The sequence below is a fragment of the Haemophilus haemolyticus M19501 genome, assembly GCF_000222025.1.
GTDB lineage: Bacteria > Pseudomonadota > Gammaproteobacteria > Enterobacterales > Pasteurellaceae > Haemophilus > Haemophilus haemolyticus_G.
This window is the reverse complement of sequence record NZ_AFQO01000011.1, coordinates 1-17,982: the sequence shown is the minus strand read 5'-3', so window position 1 is coordinate 17,982 and position 17,982 is coordinate 1. Positions and strand designations below refer to the sequence as shown.

The window sequence follows — 17,982 nt, the reverse complement described above, 5'->3', positions numbered from 1 at the left end:
GTGCTGAAAGCATCTAAGCACGAAACTTGCCAAGAGATGAGTTCTCCCACACATCAAGTGTGTAAGGGTTGTTTAAGACTAAGACGTAGATAGGCAGGGTGTGTAAGTGATGTGAGTCATTGAGCTAACCTGTACTAATTGCCCGAGAGGCTTAACTATACAACGCTCAAGTGTTTTTGGAAAACAGAGTAAAAGAAAAAGAAATTAACTAAACGTTCAGCTTGTGCCCAATAAGAACGAGTGAAAGGTAGAGGAAGAGCTGAGTAGCGAAAGATAAAGACAAGTTATCAACGAATTATCCTGGCGGCGATAGTGCGGTGGACCCACCTGACACCATACCGAACTCAGAAGTGAAACGCTGTAATGCCGATGGTAGTGTGGGGCATCCCCATGTGAGAGTAGGGCACCGCCAGGTTACCAAATACTTATCTAAGTTAAATTAAATAAAAACAGAAGAACCCCAGTTAAAAAGCTGGGGTTTTTGTTTTCTCTATAGAATATTAATTCGAATATTTCGTATTTTAATGTATTATATCTATCATCTAATTTTATATTTGTATGAATATTATTAATGAAACCAACCTTTCTAGAATTTAGACATCTTAAAACTTTATTAGCCTTAAAAGAGACAGGAAGCGTTTCTTTGGCAGCAAAACGAGTATATCTAACCCAATCAGCTCTTTCTCACCAAATTAAATTAATAGAAGAACAGTTCGGTTTACCTTTGTTTGAGCGTAAAAGTAATCCACTTCGTTTTACTTGGGCAGGAGAGCGTTTAATTCGTCTTGCGAATGAAGTAATGCCGAAAGTGATTGATGCTGAACGCGATCTTGCTCGGGTTAAACATGGGGATGCGGGGCAGCTTAGAATAGCTGTGGAATGTCATACTTGTTTCGATTGGTTAATGCCTGCTATGGACGAATTTCGTCGGCATTGGGGGCTAGTTGAGTTGGATATTGTATCTGGTTTTCATACGGATCCTGTTGGTTTGTTGCTTTCTCACCGAGCAGATTGGGCGATAGTATCAGAAGTAGAGCATAATGATGATGTAATTTTTAAACCGCTCTTTTCTTATGAGATGGTTGGCATTTGCTCAAAAGATCACCCTTTAGCAGAAAAAGAAATTTGGGATGCGGAAGATTTTGCAGATGAAACCTGGGTAACTTACCCAGTTCCTGATGATATGTTAGATCTATTGCGTAAAGTGCTTAAACCAAAAGGCATTAATCCTACTCGCCGCACAACTGAATTGACTATTGCTATGATTCAATTAGTAGCGAGTCGTCGTGGCATTGCGACTATCCCTTATTGGGCTGCATTGCCTTATTTGGAAAAGGGTTATGTCGTGGCAAGAAAAGTCACAAAAGAGGGTTTATATAGCAATCTATATGCGGCTATTCGCAAAGAAGATGAATCCCTTTCTTATTTAGAAGATTTTTATCAAACCGTAAAAGCTCAAAGTTTTTCAACTTTACCTGGGCTATCCGTTTTAGATTTATAGAAGTACTAAATGAATTTTTCTCAACAAAATCAGCAGCCTCACCCGATTAGTGCGGCGGCTAAAGCAGCTTTTCCTTATAGTGTGCCAATGATTGCCGGATTTTTATTTCTTGGTGTGGCATACGGTATTTATATGAAGGCACTAGGTTTCGGATTTTTATATCCTACTTTGATGGCTTTACTTATTTATGCCGGTTCTGTTGAGTTTATTGCTGCTGGAGCACTTATCGCGCCTTTTTCTCCAATCAGTGTGTTATTAATTACCTTGATGGTCAGTACTCGTCAGATTTTCTATGGCATATCAATGTTAGAAAAATATGGGGTACATATCGGTCATAAACGTTGGTATTTAATTACCACCCTTGTTGATGAATCTTTTTCTTTAAATTATATGGCAAAAATTCCACCGCACTTAGATAAAGGTTGGTATATGTTTTTTGTCAGCTTATATTTGCATATTTATTGGGTGGCTGGTGCTGCAATGGGTAACTTATTTGGCTCTGTTTTACCTTTTGATTTAAAAGGTGTGGAATTCTCGATGACCGCTCTTTTCTTAGTCATTTTTGCAGAAAATTGGATAAAGGAAAAATCCCATGAAAGCTCTCTCTTAGGTTTAGGGATTGCATTGGCTTTTTTACTGATTGTAGGCAAAGAATATTTCTTAATTCCAACATTAATTGGTATCTGGTTAATTCTAACTATGCGTGGACCTAAATTAGACACAAAATTGGAGTCGCTAAAATGACACTTACAGAACAGATTATGACGATTGGAATTTGTGTGCTTACGGTGCAATTTACGCGCTTATTGCCATTTTTTGTTTTCCCAGCTAATCGTCCGATTCCACAATATATTCGCTATCTTGGAAAAGTTTTACCTCCAGCTATGTTTGGTATGCTTGTCGTTTATTGCTATAAGAATATTGATGTTTTAACTGGTTATCTTGGTATTCCTGATTTTCTTGCAGGCATAGTGGTGCTAGGGTTGCATTTCTGGAAGAAAAATATGTTTCTATCTATTGCCGTAGGCACACTTTTCTATATGGCTCTCGTTCAACTTATTTTTATATAATTTTCCCTTGCAAACGGTTGCTTCTTTTTCTTATCTTTTCCTTGCGTTAAAAATCTTTTATCATACCCACCGTTTTTATTTTTAATCAAAGAGAACAAAATAATGGACTTTAATTTTATTGAGTTTTTAGGTTATATGGCGACTTTTTTTGTAGCTGCATCTTTCTTATTTAAATCTATTGTGCATTTACGCATTGTAAATAGTATCGGCGCGATTTTATTTGTTATTTACAGCCTAATTATCACAGCATACCCTGTTGCATTATTAAATGCCTTTTTAGTTGTGGTAAATATTTATCAACTTTGGCGATTAAAACAAGAAAATCTCTCTAAATAAAAGAAAAGCGTTGAATTAAATTTCAACGCTTTTTTTCTGGAAAAGTGCGGTAGAATTTTACCGCACTTTAATTCGTTAAACTGATGATACGTTCAGCCAATTCATTAAATTCACATTCAAAATTTTCTTTACTTTCATCCATAGTATTCAACGCGTGTCCAAACTGACCAGAGGCTCTAATTTGCTCTTTTGTTAAAGAGAAAACAGGAATTCTTAATTCTTGACTAATTGCAATAAGCGAATTGAAATCTGCAATATGGGCGAGATCGTAAGGCTCAAGCAAAGAGTGTTTTAAAGCATTCTTTATTTTATTTTTATCGACCACACAATTTAATTTTTCTAAAGCAGGCACAAAGCGAGAATTTACTTCATTTTTTATACGTTCAATCCATTTTTCAAATGATTTTGCTGGATTACCATTTCTAGGACGGTAACGCTGTTGGATTGTCCCCAAAAATTTAGGGGCATTTTTAATCGCATAAGTAGGCGAATTAAATCCATTGCTTGATTTGAAATAATCTAATTCTTTGTTCCATTTGGAAATATTTTTTGTCAAAGAACCAACGGCTTGCCAACAAAAAAAGTCAGGCGATGTTGGAACAATAAAGTAATCACTAGACATAAGTATGACTTCATTTAATCCGCCAATATTTGGGCTTAAATCATAAAAAATATAATCAATATTTTCTTTTTCAGCTAATTTATTAAATAGGCTAGGCAGATTGCCGGGAATATTTTTTGTGGCAGGGACGCCAGCAGCAATTTTTAACGATACACTAATTTGAGAATCTAAATCAGCAATATTTAAATGCCCAGATAATAAAAAAAGATTTTCATTTAATGTATTTGTGATTTTACCAGTTGAACCACTTAAAAATGTATCTGGACTCTGACCATTTATTAGTGCTTCGACAATGCTTTCCATTGTTAAATTATGGCGATTATTATAGAAATTCTCTAATTCGCTATCTTCTTTACATTGTTCATAGCCTAATACTAATCCAGTCAAATTACATTGAGAATCTAAATCAATCATTAACACTTTATAGCCTTTATTTGCCAAAGACCAGCCAAGATTGAATGTTGTTGTGGTTTTACTCACACCACCTTTATGATTGAAAAAGCATATTGTCTTAGCCATATTTACTTTCTCCAAATTGATGTATAAATTTTTTCCCGAGTATATCAGATTAGCAATTAACTACCAAAATAAACGTAAAGTGATTATTTTTCTGTAAAAAATCCTTGTGGCAATAATTCTCACAAGGATTTGATAAAACTCCGCTAATTTTTATTTGCTATTTAATTGCAGATTTTAATGCTCCCGCGTTTTATAAAACGCTACATCAGGATAACGTTCTTGAGCTAAATTTAGATTTACCATTGTTGGCGCAATATAGGTTAAATTATCGCCGCCATCTAAAGCTAAATTTTGCTCGTTTTTACGTTTAAATTCTTCGAATTTTTTCCCATCGGCGCATTCCACCCAACGAGCTGTGGAAACGTTCACATTTTCATAAATTGCTTCCACGTTATATTCAGTTTTTAAGCGCGAAACCACCACATCAAACTGCAACACACCCACAGCACCCACGATTAAATCGTTGTTTAATAATGGACGAAACACTTGCACTGCACCTTCTTCAGAAAGTTGCACCAAGCCTTTTAACAGTTGTTTTTGTTTAAGAGGATCTTTCAAACGAATACGACGGAATAGCTCTGGCGCAAAGTTTGGAATGCCTGTAAATTTCAGGGTTTCGCCTTGCGTGAACGTATCGCCAATTTGGATCGTGCCGTGATTATGTAAACCAATAATATCGCCAGCGTAAGCTTCTTCAGCGTGAGCGCGATCGCCCGCCATAAAAGTCAGCGCATCAGAAATAACCACATCTTTTCCAATACGGACGTGTTTAAGTTTCATCCCTTTTTCATATTTGCCTGAAACGACGCGCATAAACGCCACTCTGTCACGGTGTTTTGGATCCATATTAGCTTGAATTTTAAACACAAAACCACTGAATTTTTCTTCCGCACTTTCCACCGTTCTTGTATCCGCTTGACGTGATTGCGGTTTTGGCGCCCATTGTGTCAAGCCATCAAGGAAATGATCCACGCCAAAGTTACCTAATGCTGTCCCGAAAAATACTGGCGTAAGTTCACCTTTAATAAAGGCATCGTGTTCAAATTCGTTACTTGCGCCTTGCACTAATTCCAATTCATCGCGAAGTTGTTGTGCTAAATCATCGCCAACCGCGGCATCTAATTCAGGGCTATTTAAACCCTTCACAATGCGAACTTCTTGAATGGTTGAGCCTTGACCGGATTGATAAAGATAGGTTTCATCTTTTGCAAGATGATAAACGCCTTTAAATAATTTCCCGCAACCAATTGGCCAAGTAATTGGCGCACAACGAATTTTCAACACATTTTCCACCTCGTCCAACAATTCCATCGGATCGCGAATATCACGGTCGAGTTTATTCATAAACGTAATAATGGGCGTATCACGTAAACGCGTGACTTCCATCAATTTAATCGTACGTTCCTCCACCCCTTTGGCAGAGTCAATAACCATCAAACAGCTATCTACAGCGGTTAAAGTGCGGTAAGTATCTTCAGAGAAATCTTCGTGTCCGGGGGTATCGAGCAAATTCACTAAACAATTATTATAAGGAAATTGCATCACAGAAGTGGTAATCGAAATCCCACGTTGTTTTTCCATTTCCATCCAGTCAGATTTCGCGTGAGCCGTCGAGCCTTTGCCTTTTACAGAACCAGCAGTTTGAATTGCATTGCCGTATAAAAGTACTTTTTCGGTGATGGTTGTTTTACCTGCATCGGGGTGGGAAATAATCGCAAAAGTGCGACGTTTATTCACTTCTTGAGGATAAGCCATAATTTTCTCTTATTCATTCAAATTGTATTAAAAAATCGGCGTATTATCCTTGAAAATAGCGTGTTTTGCAAAAACACCTTATATAGAACACCACAATTTTACAAATTTATAATGGAATGCCGCATGGGCTTACGCCCACCCTACGGTTTTACAAATTTATAATGGAACACCGCGTGGGCTTACGCCCACCCTACAAATTTAAGGAAAATTTAATGGTTATCATAATATTTTCACTGTAGGGTGGGCGTAAGCCCACGCGTTAAAGGACGGGATATTTTGAAAACGCTTAATGTTTCACATTCATTTCGCGTAAATTTTGTTCTGTTACTTTTAATTTAGAGAGAGCAGATTGAGCCGCTTCCACCTTTTTCTTGAAAATAGGTGCGTCAGATAACGTATCTAAATTTTTATAAAAATTAGATTTTGATGGTTTATTCATTTTTCATCTCCTTATTGTCTTTGTTTAACGAGAAACGATTGGAATTTTAAATTTGTATTTGGTTGAAGAAGCTGCATTGTATCATTATACATTCCCCAAATGATAAAATGCTTTGATATATCTGTATAGTATTTATTTAACATTTTACGATATAGTCTAGTGCGTGATGGTGTACTGCCTTCAAAAAAGACTACAGCAGAAGGATGCTCAGTTAAAAATAATTCAACTGATTTTGCAACAGTTCTTAATACTATTTCCATATCTCCGTTATTGCTTCTTGCCTTATCATTAATTTTAACGCCATCTAAACTATCGCCAAATCCTAAATTAAATACAGGGATATTTTCAGGGAAACTAAAATTCCCAATTTGGAAAAACTCAATAATTTTAAGCTGTTCTAACCCCTTTTCTCCTTCACTAACGAATTGGTATCTTATTGAGGTAGATTGTTCTAGTTTATATGGTTGAATGTGCATAATTTAAATATGTAATATTATTTGCGTTATTTTGATGTTTTTACACTAAAGAATGGCGAATTGTAAAGAATTAATATCAAAAGATCAAATTAATGTACGTGCTTTTCCAACAGTAGGGTGGGCGTAAGCCCACGCGTTTAATTTAAAAATTGGTCGGCTTTGTACAAAAACAAATTTTCGCTTATACTACGCAAGTTTTTTACGCTAACAATATAGGAAAAATTATGGGTTTCTTAACAGGTAAACGCATTTTAGTCACCGGTCTTGCAAGCAATCGTTCCATCGCTTACGGGATCGCAAAATCAATGAAAGAACAAGGTGCAGAACTTGCTTTCACTTATTTAAACGATAAATTACAACCGCGCGTAGAAGAATTTGCCAAAGAATTTGGTTCTGATATCGTGCTTCCTTTAGATGTGGCAACCGATGAAAGCATTCAAAATTGCTTCGCAGAATTAAGCAAACGTTGGGAAAAATTTGACGGCTTTGTTCACGCCATTGCCTTTGCACCAGGAGATCAACTAGACGGCGATTACGTCAATGCCGCAACCCGTGAGGGCTACCGCATTGCACACGACATCAGTGCATACAGCTTTGTTGCAATGGCACAAGCGGCACGTCCTTATTTAAATCCAAATGCTGCATTATTAACCCTTTCTTACTTAGGTGCTGAGCGCGCAATTCCTAACTACAACGTCATGTGCCTAGCAAAAGCCTCTCTTGAAGCTGCAACGCGCGTGATGGCTGCTGATTTAGGTAAAGAAGGTATTCGTGTGAATGCAATCTCTGCAGGTCCAATCCGCACTTTAGCCGCATCAGGCATTAAAAACTTCAAAAAAATGCTTTCCACCTTTGAAAAAACCGCCGCATTACGTCGTACTGTCACTATCGAAGATGTGGGTAACTCAGCGGCATTTTTATGCTCTGATTTAGCCTCTGGCATTACAGGCGAAATCGTTCACGTTGATGCAGGTTTCAGCATCACTGCAATGGGCGAATTAGGAGAAGAATAATTTTTCTTCCATTCTTTTTTAGGCAGGCTTTTAAGTCTGCCTTTTCTCTTTTTTTAAATATAACGATATTTCAAAATAACTATGTTTCAAGATAATCCTCTACTCGCACAACTTAAACAACAAATCCACGACAGCAAAGAACAGGTTGATGGCGTGGTAAAAAGCACAGATAAAGCCTACGGTTTTTTAGAGTGCGATAAGAAAACCTATTTCATCGCACCGCCTTCAATGAAAAAAGTGATGCACGGCGACAAAATCAAAGCCACTATTGAAAAACAAGGCGACAAAGAACAAGCCGAGCCAGAAGCCTTAATTGAGCCAATGCTCACACGTTTCATTGCAAAAGTGCGGTTCAATAAAGACAAGAAATTACAAGTTTTGGTGGATCACCCAAACATTAATCAGCCCATTGGCGCACAACAGGCGAAATCGGTAAAAGAAGAACTGCAAGAGGGCGACTGGGTCGTCGCAAATTTAAAAAACCATCCATTACGTGACGATCGCTTTTTCTACGCCACCATTAATCAATTTATTTGCCGAGCTGATGATGAACTCGCCCCTTGGTGGGTCACATTGGCACGCCACGAACAATCGCGCTATCCCGTGCAAGGCGCAGAACCTTATGAAATGTTGGATCAAAAAACACGCGAAAATCTGACCGCACTTCATTTTGTCACCATTGATTCCGAAAGCACAATGGATATGGACGATGCCTTATATATCGAACCTATCACACAAAACAGCGAACAAACAGGCTGGAAATTAGTGGTCGCCATTGCTGACCCAACCGCTTACATCGCCTTAGATTGTCAAATTGAACAAGAAGCCAAACAGCGTTGCTTCACAAATTATTTACCGGGCTTTAACATTCCAATGTTACCCCGTGAATTATCCGATGAATTATGTTCCTTAATCGCCAATGAAACCCGCCCAGCCCTTGTTTGTTATATCGAAACGGATCTTGAGGGCAATATCACAGCCAAACCGCATTTTGTTTCCGCTTATGTACAATCTAAAGCCAAACTGGCTTACAACAAAGTGTCGGATTATTTAGAACAGGCAGACAATGCATGGCAGCCAGCAACGCCAGAAACAGCACAACAAATTCACTGGCTACATCAATTTACCAAAGCCCGTATTCAATGGCGTAAAACCCATTCCTTACTCTTTAAAGAAAAACCCGATTATGCCTTCGTGCTGGCAGAAAATGGCAAAGTGGCAGAAATCAAAGCAGAATATCGTCGTATAGCCAATCAAATTGTCGAAGAATCGATGATTATTGCTAACATTTGTGCTGCACAATTCTTAGCAGAGCAGGCTCAAACTGGTATTTTCAATACGCATAGCGGTTTTGATAAAAAATACTTAGAAAATGCGCATCATTTCTTAATGGCAAATTTAGCCAATGAACAAAATCAAGCTGAACTTGCTGAGCGTTATTCGGTAGAAAATTTGGCGACATTAAAGGGTTATTGCCAAATGCGCCACGATATTGAACCCATCGAAAGCGGTTATTTAGAACTGCGTTTACGCCGTTATTTAACGTTCGCCGAATTTAAATCAGAATTAGCACCGCACTTTGGTCTTGGTTTAGAAGGCTATGCCACTTGGACATCGCCCATCCGCAAATATTCAGATATGGTGAACCATCGCTTAATCAAAGCCGTGCTGGCACAACAGCCTTGTGAAAAACCACAAAATGACGTGTTGGCACGTTTGCAAGAAGCCCGCCGCCAAAATCGCCTCGTCGAACGTGATATTGCCGATTGGCTATATTGCCGTTATCTTGCGCCGAAAGTGGCTGAAAATGTGGAATTTAATGCAGAAGTGCAAGATGTCATGCGTGCAGGCTTACGCGTACAACTGCTCGAAAATGGCGCATCGCTATTCATTCCTGCCGCCAGCCTACACAACAACAAAGAAGAAATACAGCTAAACCCTGACGAACTCGCCCTCTATATAAAAGGCGAACGCGCTTATAAAATTGGCGACATGGTAAAAGTGAAACTCACAGAAGTGAAAGAAACCACACGCAGCATAATCGGCGAAATTATTCAATAAAAAATGCTACGCCTCACCGTAGGGTGGGCTTAAGCCCACGCGTTCTCCGCATTCTTCTATTATAAATTTGTAAAACCGTAATATGGACGCAACCCCACGCGTTCCCCGCATTCTTTCATCATAAATTTATACGTAGGGTGGGCTTAAGCCCACCCTACATAATCTCCCTCGTCATTTCACCAAATCCTGCATAGCCATAATGGCTTCCTCAATGGTTTTATAACGCTGTGCATTGTGAAACTCAGCCTCCGCATCTTCAATCGCCTGACGTGTAATCGCATTAGGAATATGCTTGGCATTATGCTCAAATGAAATGGGAATACATTGCGTAATCGCAATTTGATTAAAAAACAGCTTCACAGCTTGAGCAGGTGTCAAGCCATAACTTTCAATAACAGGAAATGCACGTTCTTTTAAGTTTTCATCCATGCGAATGTTAAAATTAATTGCACCCATCTTCATTCCTCCCTAAAAATAAACAAAAAGTAAAGCAATAATAAAGCATTTATTTACTTTATCAATATTTTCATTCCCAATCAGTAACCGTAATATGGGCGCAATCCCACGCGTTCCCCACATTCTTCCATCATAAATTTATACGTAGGGTGGGCTTAAGCCCACGCGGTGTTCCATTATAAATTTATAAGTTCTATTTTAAAGCGGTTTTTGAGTGTGTATTTAAACGAGAAAATTTCAATTCATCAAATTCATCGTGTATAACGTATTGGTAAATCAATACCAAATCGCCTTGAATATGGCAATCTCGATAACCTTTCCACTCTCCTACTAATACGTGATCTTGGTAGTTTTCGGGTAAAGGTAAACGATTTAATAAACAGTGTATTGCAGTAATGTATTTTGAGCCAATTAACACATTGGGGGAGCGTTTAGCTAAATCAGTTAAATCTCTTACAAATTGTTTTGAATAGCTTACTTTTAATGGCTTCTCTTCAGACATTATTGACCACCATTAAGAATGCGTTTTGTAAATTCTTCGGCAGAATAATTTTCACTAGCTTCAATAAAAAAGCTCGCTGCGTTACCACTATCTAATTCATCAATAGCTGCTAGGGTTTCTTTATTTGGGCGAAGATAATTCAAATCAATAGGGATAGAGCGAGTCTTGGCAATTTGAGCCAAAAACATATTGAATACTTGTGATGGGGTAAGTCCGTATTGTTCAATAACTTGATAAGCTTCTGATTTTGTTTGCTCAACTGTTCTAAAGCTGATAGAGGAATTCGTAAGTGCCATAATTTTTCTCCTTAGTATTACATTGAAAGACTATTATAATAAAAATGAAGTGCAAAATCTATAGCAACCGTAGGGTGGGCGTAAGCCCACGCGTTTTTTTAAACAGCCCTTAATTCTCAACCAAAAATTTCAGAATGTGAACCTAAACGCACCAAAATTAGCGTATCTTCCTTTTTACCGTATATCAAAACTAAATCAGGTTTAACGTGGCAATCTCTATATCCGTACTTATCGTTCACAAGTGCGTGGTCTCTATATTTCTCGGCAAGTGGTAAATCATTTACCAAACAGCCCAAAACTTCCGCCCATTCTGAGGTGGCTAAATCTAAAAAATGCTTTTTGACATCTCGCTTAAATTGCCCTTGAAAAATAATCTCCCTCGTCATTTCACTAAATCCTGCATAGCCACAATGGCTTCCTCAATAGTTTTATAACGCTTTGCATTGTCAAACTCTGCCTCCGCATCTTCAATCGCCTGACGTGTAACCGCATTAGGAATATGCTTGGCATTATGCTCAAATGAAATGGGAATACATTGCGTAATCGCAATTTGATTAAAAAACAGCTTCACAGCTTGAGCAGGTGTCAAGCCATAACTTTCAATAACAGGAAATGCACGTTCTTTTAAGTTTTCATCCATACGAATGTTAAAATTAATTGCACCCATCTTCATTCCTCCCTAAAAATAAACAAAAAGTAAAGCAATAATAAAGCATTTATTTACTTTATCAATATTTTCATTCCCAATCAGTAACCGTAGCAACCGTAGGGTGGGCGTAAGCCCACGCGTTTTTTTAACAGGATTTGTAGGGTGGGCGTAAGCCCACGCGGTATTCAATCATATCAATCATAAAAAACGGTGGGCTTACGCCCACCCTACAATTTTAAGAAAATCAAATGACAAACGTAGGGTGGGTGTGAACCCACGCGTTTTTCCATTCCCCCATCATAAATTTATACGTAATGTGAACGCAACCCCACGCGTTTTTCAATAACCACTTGTTTTTATTCAACTTTCTATTTTTTTTTTTTTTTTTGAGAGGTCAAACTTTTACAAAATACTACTTCTTATTCATTTCAATAATGGATATAATAGTCACCATTTATTAAGGAAAGTAAATAAAGTTACTCAATTTATTGATTTAAGGTAAAGAATTATGAACAAGATTTTTAAAATTATCTGGAATGCCACCACTCAAACTTGGGTTGTCGTGTCTGAACTCACTCGCGCCCACACCAAACGCGCCTCCGCAACCGTAGCAACCGCCGTATTAGCGACTGCGTTGTCCGCAACGGCTCAGGCGAGTGGTACTGAATCGGAGTATGATCCAAACGTATTTGACCCTAATAATCCAAACTCTACAGATGAAGCTGTGGTTTCGGATACTTATCGATTTGGTCTTGCTGTTTTAGATGAAAACGGCGAGATAAAGGATGATAAATTGAAAAACAAGGACTTTGCAACAGATGATGAAAAGACTAAGTATACTATTTCTGTAGAGGATACTCAAAGTGATAATGATCTTCCTAAGTACTCTAGTAGTTTCCTTTACCTTAAGGAAAACGGCGGGATTGAGCTCGAACAAAATGGACGTTTAGCTAAATTTAAAGTAAAAACTGGCGACGGCTTGAAAATTGATAAAGAGAATAAACTCACTGCCGACACCATTGGTCTTACCGTTAATAACGGCAAAGTAGGCGATGTTAATGACAACGGAAGCAAACTTGTTAATGCAGGAAATTTAGCGAAAACGTTAAATGATTTGGGCTGGAGACTTAAAGCTGGCACTAATACCTCAACCGTAAAAAGTGGAGAAGAAGTAGAATTTAAAGGCGAGGGTGTTACTGTAAAAACTGAAAATACAAACGGTAAACACATCGTTACCATTACAGCCGCCCAAACACAAGGCGGTGGCACAACCGCAGGTGGATCTTGGAAAGCAGTTGCAGGCAAAGACGGCACTGGAGAAGTTGAACCTGCAAGCCCAACAGCGGAAGAGATTTCTGCTGGCGACACCGTGACTTTTAAAGCTGGCGATAATCTAAAAATTAAACAGACTGATAAGAATTTCACTTACTCACTGAAAGATAGCTTAACTGGCTTGAAAGATATTACGTTGAATAAAGCGTCAGATGGTTCAACAAATGGTGCAAGCACTAAGATTACCAACGATGGCTTAACCATCACGCCAGCAAATGCGGGTACAAATACTGCAAACACTATTAGCGTAACCAAAGATGGCATTAAAGCGGGTGGTAAAGAAATTACCAATGTTAAGAGTGGTTTAAAAACTTATGGAAATAACCAAAACGCTGGTCAGCCTCAAACTCAACCTGCAGCAGGAAGTGTTGAAGCTGCTAAGAGTGACTTGGTTAAATTAGATGATGTTGCAAATACTGCAGGCGGTACGACGGCAAATAATGGTTTAGCCAATAAAGCTGCCACTGTAGGCGATTTAGCGGGCTTGGGCTGGGTGCTTTCAGCTGATAAAACTACAAAAGACGATAATAGTGGAGTAAATGATACTGCATTCCACGCAGCGGTTAAAAACGCCAATGAAGTTGAGTTCAAAGGTAAGGGTGCAACCGTGTCTGCGAAAACTGATAGCAACGGAAAATATACTGTAACCGTTGATGTGGCAGAAACTCAAGTTGGCAATGGTCTTGAGAAAACTGATAACACAATTAAGCTCAAAGTTAAAAATAAAGCGGGAGAAGATAACTTATTAACCGTAGATAATGAGGGTGTATCTGTCACTAAAGGTAGCTTTGCTGATGTAGATACTGTTGCACCTACTGCGGGTCAAACAAATGCCAACCGCGGTAAAGTAGTTGTTAAGGCTTCTGATACTACTGCAAATGCAGCACCAACCGAAGCTGACAAGAAAAAAGTGGCGACAGTGGTTGATGTAGCTAAAGCGATTAACGATGCCGCAACTTTCGTGAAAGCGGAAAACACAGACGATGAAATTGATGGCAAGCCAACAGATGATGGTCAAAATGACGCTCTCAAAGCAGGCGACACTTTAACCTTAAAAGCGGGTAAAAACTTAAAAGTTAAACGTGAGGGTAAAGATGTAACCTTTGCATTAGCGAAAGACCTTGATGTTAAAACTGCGAAAGTAAGTGATAAATTATCTATTGGTCAAGATCCGAACAAAGTTGATGTTACTAGTGATGCTAAAGGTTTGCATTTTGCAAAAGGCACTAATGGCGACACTACGGTTCACTTGAATGGTATTGCTTCGACTTTGCAAGACAGTTTGTCAAATACTGGAGCAGTAAGTAAATTAGATGGTAATGGTATTGACGACGAAGAGAAAAAACGTGCGGCAAGCGTTAAAGATGTCTTGAGTGCAGGTTGGAACATTAGAGGGGCTAAGACTGTAGGTGGTGCTGTTGATAATGTTGATTTTGTTGCGACCTACGACACGGTGGACTTTGTCAGCAAAGATAACGATACCACTAGCGTGACTGTTGAAAGTCAAGAAAACGGTAAGAGAACCGAAGTTAAAATTGGTGCGAAGACTTCTGTTATCAAAGAAAAAGACGGTAAGTTATTTACTGGAAAAGATAACAAAGACACAAATCAAGTTGATGGTAGTGTGACTGATAATGCAGACGAGGGCAAAGGCTTAGTTACAGCAAAAACTGTGATTGAAGCAGTGAACAAGGCTGGTTGGAGAATTAAAACAACAGCAACTCCTGCTGCAGGTAAAGATGGCTTTGAAACTGTCACATCAGGCACAAATGTAACCTTTGCTGATGGTAAGGGTGCAACTGCGGAAGTAGCTAAAGCAACCGACGGTAGTATTACTGTTAAGTACAACGCAAATGTTGGCGACGGCTTGAAGATTGGTAACGACCAAAAAATCACTGCAGATACGACCGCACTTACTGTGACAGGTGGTAAAGTAGCTGAAATTACTAAAGATGATGACAAGAAAAAGCTTGTTAATGCAGGCGATTTAGCAACAGCTTTAGGTAGTCTAAGTTGGAAAGCAACCGCTGGCAAAGATACTGATGGCGAGCTTGATGGAGCTGCAACTGACCAAGAAGTCAAAGCAGGCGACAAAGTAACCTTTAAAGCAGGCAAGAACTTAAAAGTGAAACAAGATGGTGCGAACTTTACTTATTCACTGAAAGATGCTTTAACAGGCTTAACGAGCATTACTTTAGATAAGGCAGCGAATGGCGGTACAGCTGATGCAACCACTAAGATTACCAACGATGGCTTAACCATCACGCCAGCGGCTGGTGCGGGTACGAATGATGCAAACATCATCAGCGTAACCAAAGATGGCATTAAAGCGGGTAATAAAGAAATTACCAATGTTGCGAGTGCTTTAAAAACTTATAAAGATGCTCAAAACGGCGGAGCTCAACCTGTAGCAGGAAGCGTTGAAGAAGCTAAACAAAACTTAGTTAAATTAGATGATGTTACAACACCTGCTGCAGGCGGTACTACAACAAATAACGACCTAGCTAAAAAAGCCGCTACTGTAGGCGATTTAGCGGGCTTGGGCTGGGTGCTTTCAGCTGATAAAACCACAAAAGCTGACGACACTGGTGTTGAAAATAATGCATTCCACGCAGCGGTTAAAAACGCCAATGAAGTTGAGTTCAAAGGTAAAGGTTCTGCAACTGTATCTGCGAAAACCGATAATGGTAAACATGTAGTAACAGTAAATGTGAAAGAAACTGAGCTTGGCGATGGTCTTGAAAAAGACAATGACGGCAAGATTAAAGTTAAGGCAAGTAAAGATGCTAACAACTTATTGACTGTGACTGCTGATGGTGCTTCTGTTACTAAAGGCGAGTTTAATACGGTAGATACAACAACACCTGCTGCTCAAGGTGGAAATACCAATGCCAACGACCGCGGTAAAGTAACTGTTAAGGCTTCAAATGGCGGACAAGCAACCGCAGATGACAAGAAAAAAGTGGCGACTGTTGGCGATGTTGCAGATGCTATCAATAGTGCTTCAACTTTCGTGAAAGTACAAAGCACGAATGATGACATTGAAGATAGTGCTGCAAGCGAAAATGAAACTACAGACGAAGCTCTCAAAGCAGGCGACACCTTAACCTTAAAAGCGGGTAAAAACTTAAAAGTTAAACGTGAGGGTAAAGAGGTTACCTTTGCTTTAGCGAAAGATCTTGATGTGAAAACTGCGACTGTAAGCGAGAAATTATCAATTGGTTCTGGTAACAAACAAGTCAATGTGACCAGTACAGCTGACGGTCTGAACTTCGCAAATGCAACAGCGGTTAATGGCGATACTAAAGTTCATTTGAATAATATCGGTTCAAGTTTGACTGACCCGAGATTGGGTGGAAATACTGCACATGTAACTTTAGATGATACAGTTAGAAATCAGATTAGTAATCGTGCAGCAAGTGTAGCTGATGTGTTAAGTGTGGGTTGGAATATCAAAGGGGCTAAATCTTCAGGTGGTGCTGTTGAGAATGTTGATTTAGTGGCAGGTTATGACAATGTTGAGTTTGTTACAGGTAATAAAGATACATTTGATGTTGTATTGACAGCTAAAGATAGCAACAAGACAACTGAAGTGAAATTCACGCCGAAGACTTCTGTTATCAAAGAAAAAGACGGTAAGTTATTTACTGGAAAAGATAACAAAGAGAAAAATCAAGCTACAAATGCCAACCCTGCAACTGATGATACGGATGCGGGCAAAGGCTTAGTGACTGCAAAAGAAGTGATTGAAGCAGTGAACAAGGCTGGTTGGAGAATTAAAACAACTCAAGGTGCTAACGCTCAAGCTGGTCAGTTTGAAACTGTCGCATCAGGCACAAATGTAACCTTTGCTGATGGTAATGGTGCAACTGCTGAAGTGACTAAAGGAACTGATGGTGCTATCACTGTTAAATATAACGCAAAAGTTGGCGATGGCTTGAAACTAGACGGCGACAAAATCGCTGCAAATACGACCGCACTTACTGTAGAAAAGGGTAAGGTAACTGCCCCTGATGCAAATAACGGCGATGGCAAGAAACTTGTTAATGCGGAGGGTTTAGCAACTGCGTTAAATAAATTAAGTTGGACAGCAACTGCTGGCAAAGATGCTAATGGCGAACTTGATGGAGAAGCAAAAGACCAAGAAGTTAAAGCGGGCGACAAAGTAACTTTTAAAGCTGGCGATAACTTAAAAGTGAAACAAGAGGGTGCGAACTTTACTTATTCACTGAAAGATAGCTTAACTGGCTTGAAAGATATTACGTTGAATAAAGCGTCAGATGGTTCAACAAATGGTGCGACCACTAAGATTACCAACGAGGGCTTAACCATCACGCCAAATGGTGCGGGTGCAGATACTGCAAACACCATCAGCGTAACCAAAGATGGCATTAAAGCGGGTAATCAAGTAATTGCCAATGTTAAGAGTGCTTTAACCACTTATGGCGCAACTCCAAATGGTGCGGGAACTCAACCTGCAGGTGGTAACACTAATACAGCTAAAAATAGCTTAATTAATTTAGATGCTGTTACAACACCTGCAACTGGCGGTACTACTACAGATAATGCTTTAGCAAGCAAAGCTGCAACCGTCGGCGACTTAGCGGGCTTGGGCTGGGTGCTTTCATCTGATAAAACCACAAAAGCTGACGGTACTGGTGTTGAAGATAATAAAGAGTTCCATGCAGCGGTTAAAAACGCCAATGAAGTTGAGTTTAAAGGTAAGGGTGCAGCGACTGTATCTGCGAAATCTGAAAACGGTGGTAAATACGTAGTAACCGTTGATGTAGCGAAAACAAAAGTTGGCGATGGTCTTGAGGAAAATGACGGCACAATCAAAGTGAAAGCTAAAGAGGGTGCTGACAACTTATTGACTGTAACTAATGAAGGTGCCTCTGTTACTAAAGGCGAGTTTAATAAAGTAGAGACAACAACTCCTGCTGCTCAAGGTGGAA

General features: G+C 39.2%; 16 protein-coding genes and 2 rRNA genes. 9 read left to right on the top strand and 9 right to left on the bottom strand.

Features of this window, described 5'->3' with window-relative positions; genetic code table 11:
• The 6 genes from GG9_RS0108820 to GG9_RS02640 all read left to right on the top strand — a co-directional run.
• Positions 1-159 (top strand): 23S ribosomal RNA (locus GG9_RS0108820); the annotation flags it as partial.
• 140 nt (positions 160-299) lie between these two features.
• Positions 300-415, top strand: a 5S ribosomal RNA gene (rrf, locus tag GG9_RS0108815).
• 156 nt (positions 416-571) lie between these two features.
• Positions 572-1,501 (top strand): LysR family transcriptional regulator, encoded by a 930-nt coding sequence (locus GG9_RS02625; protein WP_005632096.1) that lies wholly within the window; start codon positions 572-574, stop codon positions 1,499-1,501.
• 9 nt (positions 1,502-1,510) lie between these two features.
• Positions 1,511-2,245, top strand: a complete 735-nt coding sequence (azlC, locus tag GG9_RS02630) for an azaleucine resistance protein AzlC (protein ID WP_005632094.1) — start codon at positions 1,511-1,513, stop codon at positions 2,243-2,245.
• A complete protein-coding gene (locus tag GG9_RS02635; RefSeq protein ID WP_005632092.1) occupies positions 2,242-2,571 on the top strand; it encodes a branched-chain amino acid transporter permease in 330 nt (109 codons plus the stop codon). The genes azlC and GG9_RS02635 overlap by 4 nt, the downstream gene beginning before the upstream one ends.
• Before the next feature lie 102 nt (positions 2,572-2,673).
• A complete protein-coding gene (locus GG9_RS02640; RefSeq protein WP_005632089.1) occupies positions 2,674-2,907 on the top strand; it encodes a YgjV family protein in 234 nt (77 codons plus the stop codon).
• 67 nt (positions 2,908-2,974) lie between these two features.
• Here GG9_RS02640 and GG9_RS02645 read toward each other — a convergent pair whose 3' ends face one another.
• The 4 genes from GG9_RS02645 to GG9_RS02655 form a co-directional block, all read right to left on the bottom strand.
• Entirely contained in the window at positions 2,975-4,048 is a 1,074-nt protein-coding gene (locus GG9_RS02645; protein ID WP_005632088.1) for a ParA family protein, read from the bottom strand.
• Positions 4,049-4,222: 174 nt separating this feature from the next.
• Positions 4,223-5,803 carry a peptide chain release factor 3 gene (gene prfC, locus GG9_RS02650; protein ID WP_005632086.1) on the bottom strand — a complete coding sequence of 527 codons (1,581 nt, stop codon included), beginning with the start codon at positions 5,801-5,803 and terminating at the stop codon, positions 4,223-4,225.
• 286 nt (positions 5,804-6,089) lie between these two features.
• Entirely contained in the window at positions 6,090-6,242 is a 153-nt protein-coding gene (locus GG9_RS09575) for a hypothetical protein (RefSeq protein WP_157997936.1), read from the bottom strand.
• 11 nt (positions 6,243-6,253) lie between these two features.
• Positions 6,254-6,718, bottom strand: coding sequence for a DUF6934 family protein (locus GG9_RS02655; RefSeq protein ID WP_005632084.1), 465 nt, complete (start codon positions 6,716-6,718; stop codon positions 6,254-6,256).
• A gap of 224 nt (positions 6,719-6,942) precedes the next feature.
• Here GG9_RS02655 and GG9_RS02660 point away from each other — a divergent pair, with 224 nt between their 5' ends.
• Positions 6,943-7,731 (top strand): SDR family oxidoreductase, encoded by a 789-nt coding sequence (locus GG9_RS02660; protein WP_005632083.1) that lies wholly within the window; start codon positions 6,943-6,945, stop codon positions 7,729-7,731.
• 81 nt (positions 7,732-7,812) lie between these two features.
• A complete protein-coding gene (rnb, locus tag GG9_RS02665) occupies positions 7,813-9,792 on the top strand; it encodes an exoribonuclease II (protein ID WP_005632081.1) in 1,980 nt (659 codons plus the stop codon).
• Between the two features lie 171 nt (positions 9,793-9,963).
• Here rnb and GG9_RS02670 read toward each other — a convergent pair whose 3' ends face one another.
• The 5 genes from GG9_RS02670 to GG9_RS02690 form a co-directional block, all read right to left on the bottom strand.
• Positions 9,964-10,248 carry a type II toxin-antitoxin system RelB/DinJ family antitoxin gene (locus tag GG9_RS02670; RefSeq protein WP_005632080.1) on the bottom strand — a complete coding sequence of 95 codons (285 nt, stop codon included), beginning with the start codon at positions 10,246-10,248 and terminating at the stop codon, positions 9,964-9,966.
• Between the two features lie 193 nt (positions 10,249-10,441).
• Entirely contained in the window at positions 10,442-10,750 is a 309-nt protein-coding gene (locus GG9_RS02675; protein WP_005632077.1) for a YafQ family addiction module toxin, read from the bottom strand.
• A complete protein-coding gene (locus GG9_RS02680) occupies positions 10,750-11,046 on the bottom strand; it encodes a type II toxin-antitoxin system RelB/DinJ family antitoxin (RefSeq protein ID WP_005632075.1) in 297 nt (98 codons plus the stop codon). Before GG9_RS02680 ends, GG9_RS02675 begins: the two co-directional genes overlap by 1 nt.
• 116 nt (positions 11,047-11,162) lie before the next feature.
• Positions 11,163-11,432: a type II toxin-antitoxin system YafQ family toxin gene (locus tag GG9_RS02685; RefSeq protein ID WP_005632074.1), complete on the bottom strand. Its 270-nt coding sequence runs from the start codon at positions 11,430-11,432 to the stop codon at positions 11,163-11,165.
• Complete coding sequence (locus tag GG9_RS02690; RefSeq protein WP_005632073.1) at positions 11,429-11,713, bottom strand: type II toxin-antitoxin system RelB/DinJ family antitoxin; 285 nt, start codon at positions 11,711-11,713, stop codon at positions 11,429-11,431. Before GG9_RS02690 ends, GG9_RS02685 begins: the two co-directional genes overlap by 4 nt.
• 490 nt (positions 11,714-12,203) lie before the next feature.
• Here GG9_RS02690 and GG9_RS09715 point away from each other — a divergent pair.
• Positions 12,204-17,982, top strand: a 5,779-nt coding sequence (locus GG9_RS09715) for a Hia/Hsf adhesin N-terminal domain-containing protein (RefSeq protein WP_032825117.1), incomplete at its 3' end; no start/stop codon positions are given.

Bases quoted from the DNA above. Each gene is read 5' to 3' on its own strand.
- GG9_RS02655 (WP_005632084.1), bottom strand. From the start codon at position 6,718: ATGCACATTCAACCATATAAACTAGAACAATCTACCTCAATAAGATAC.
- GG9_RS02640 (WP_005632089.1), top strand. From the start codon at position 2,674: ATGGACTTTAATTTTATTGAGTTTTTAGGTTATATGGCGACTTTTTTT.
- GG9_RS02670 (WP_005632080.1), bottom strand. From the start codon at position 10,248: ATGGGTGCAATTAATTTTAACATTCGCATGGATGAAAACTTAAAAGAA.
- GG9_RS02645 (WP_005632088.1), bottom strand. From the start codon at position 4,048: ATGGCTAAGACAATATGCTTTTTCAATCATAAAGGTGGTGTGAGTAAA.
- prfC (WP_005632086.1), bottom strand. From the start codon at position 5,803: ATGGCTTATCCTCAAGAAGTGAATAAACGTCGCACTTTTGCGATTATT.
- azlC (WP_005632094.1), top strand. From the start codon at position 1,511: ATGAATTTTTCTCAACAAAATCAGCAGCCTCACCCGATTAGTGCGGCG.
- rnb (WP_005632081.1), top strand. From the start codon at position 7,813: ATGTTTCAAGATAATCCTCTACTCGCACAACTTAAACAACAAATCCAC.
- GG9_RS02660 (WP_005632083.1), top strand. From the start codon at position 6,943: ATGGGTTTCTTAACAGGTAAACGCATTTTAGTCACCGGTCTTGCAAGC.
- GG9_RS09575 (WP_157997936.1), bottom strand. From the start codon at position 6,242: ATGAATAAACCATCAAAATCTAATTTTTATAAAAATTTAGATACGTTA.
- GG9_RS02635 (WP_005632092.1), top strand. From the start codon at position 2,242: ATGACACTTACAGAACAGATTATGACGATTGGAATTTGTGTGCTTACG.
- GG9_RS02690 (WP_005632073.1), bottom strand. From the start codon at position 11,713: ATGGGTGCAATTAATTTTAACATTCGTATGGATGAAAACTTAAAAGAA.
- GG9_RS02685 (WP_005632074.1), bottom strand. From the start codon at position 11,432: ATGACGAGGGAGATTATTTTTCAAGGGCAATTTAAGCGAGATGTCAAA.
- GG9_RS02675 (WP_005632077.1), bottom strand. From the start codon at position 10,750: ATGTCTGAAGAGAAGCCATTAAAAGTAAGCTATTCAAAACAATTTGTA.
- GG9_RS02680 (WP_005632075.1), bottom strand. From the start codon at position 11,046: ATGGCACTTACGAATTCCTCTATCAGCTTTAGAACAGTTGAGCAAACA.
- GG9_RS02625 (WP_005632096.1), top strand. From the start codon at position 572: ATGAAACCAACCTTTCTAGAATTTAGACATCTTAAAACTTTATTAGCC.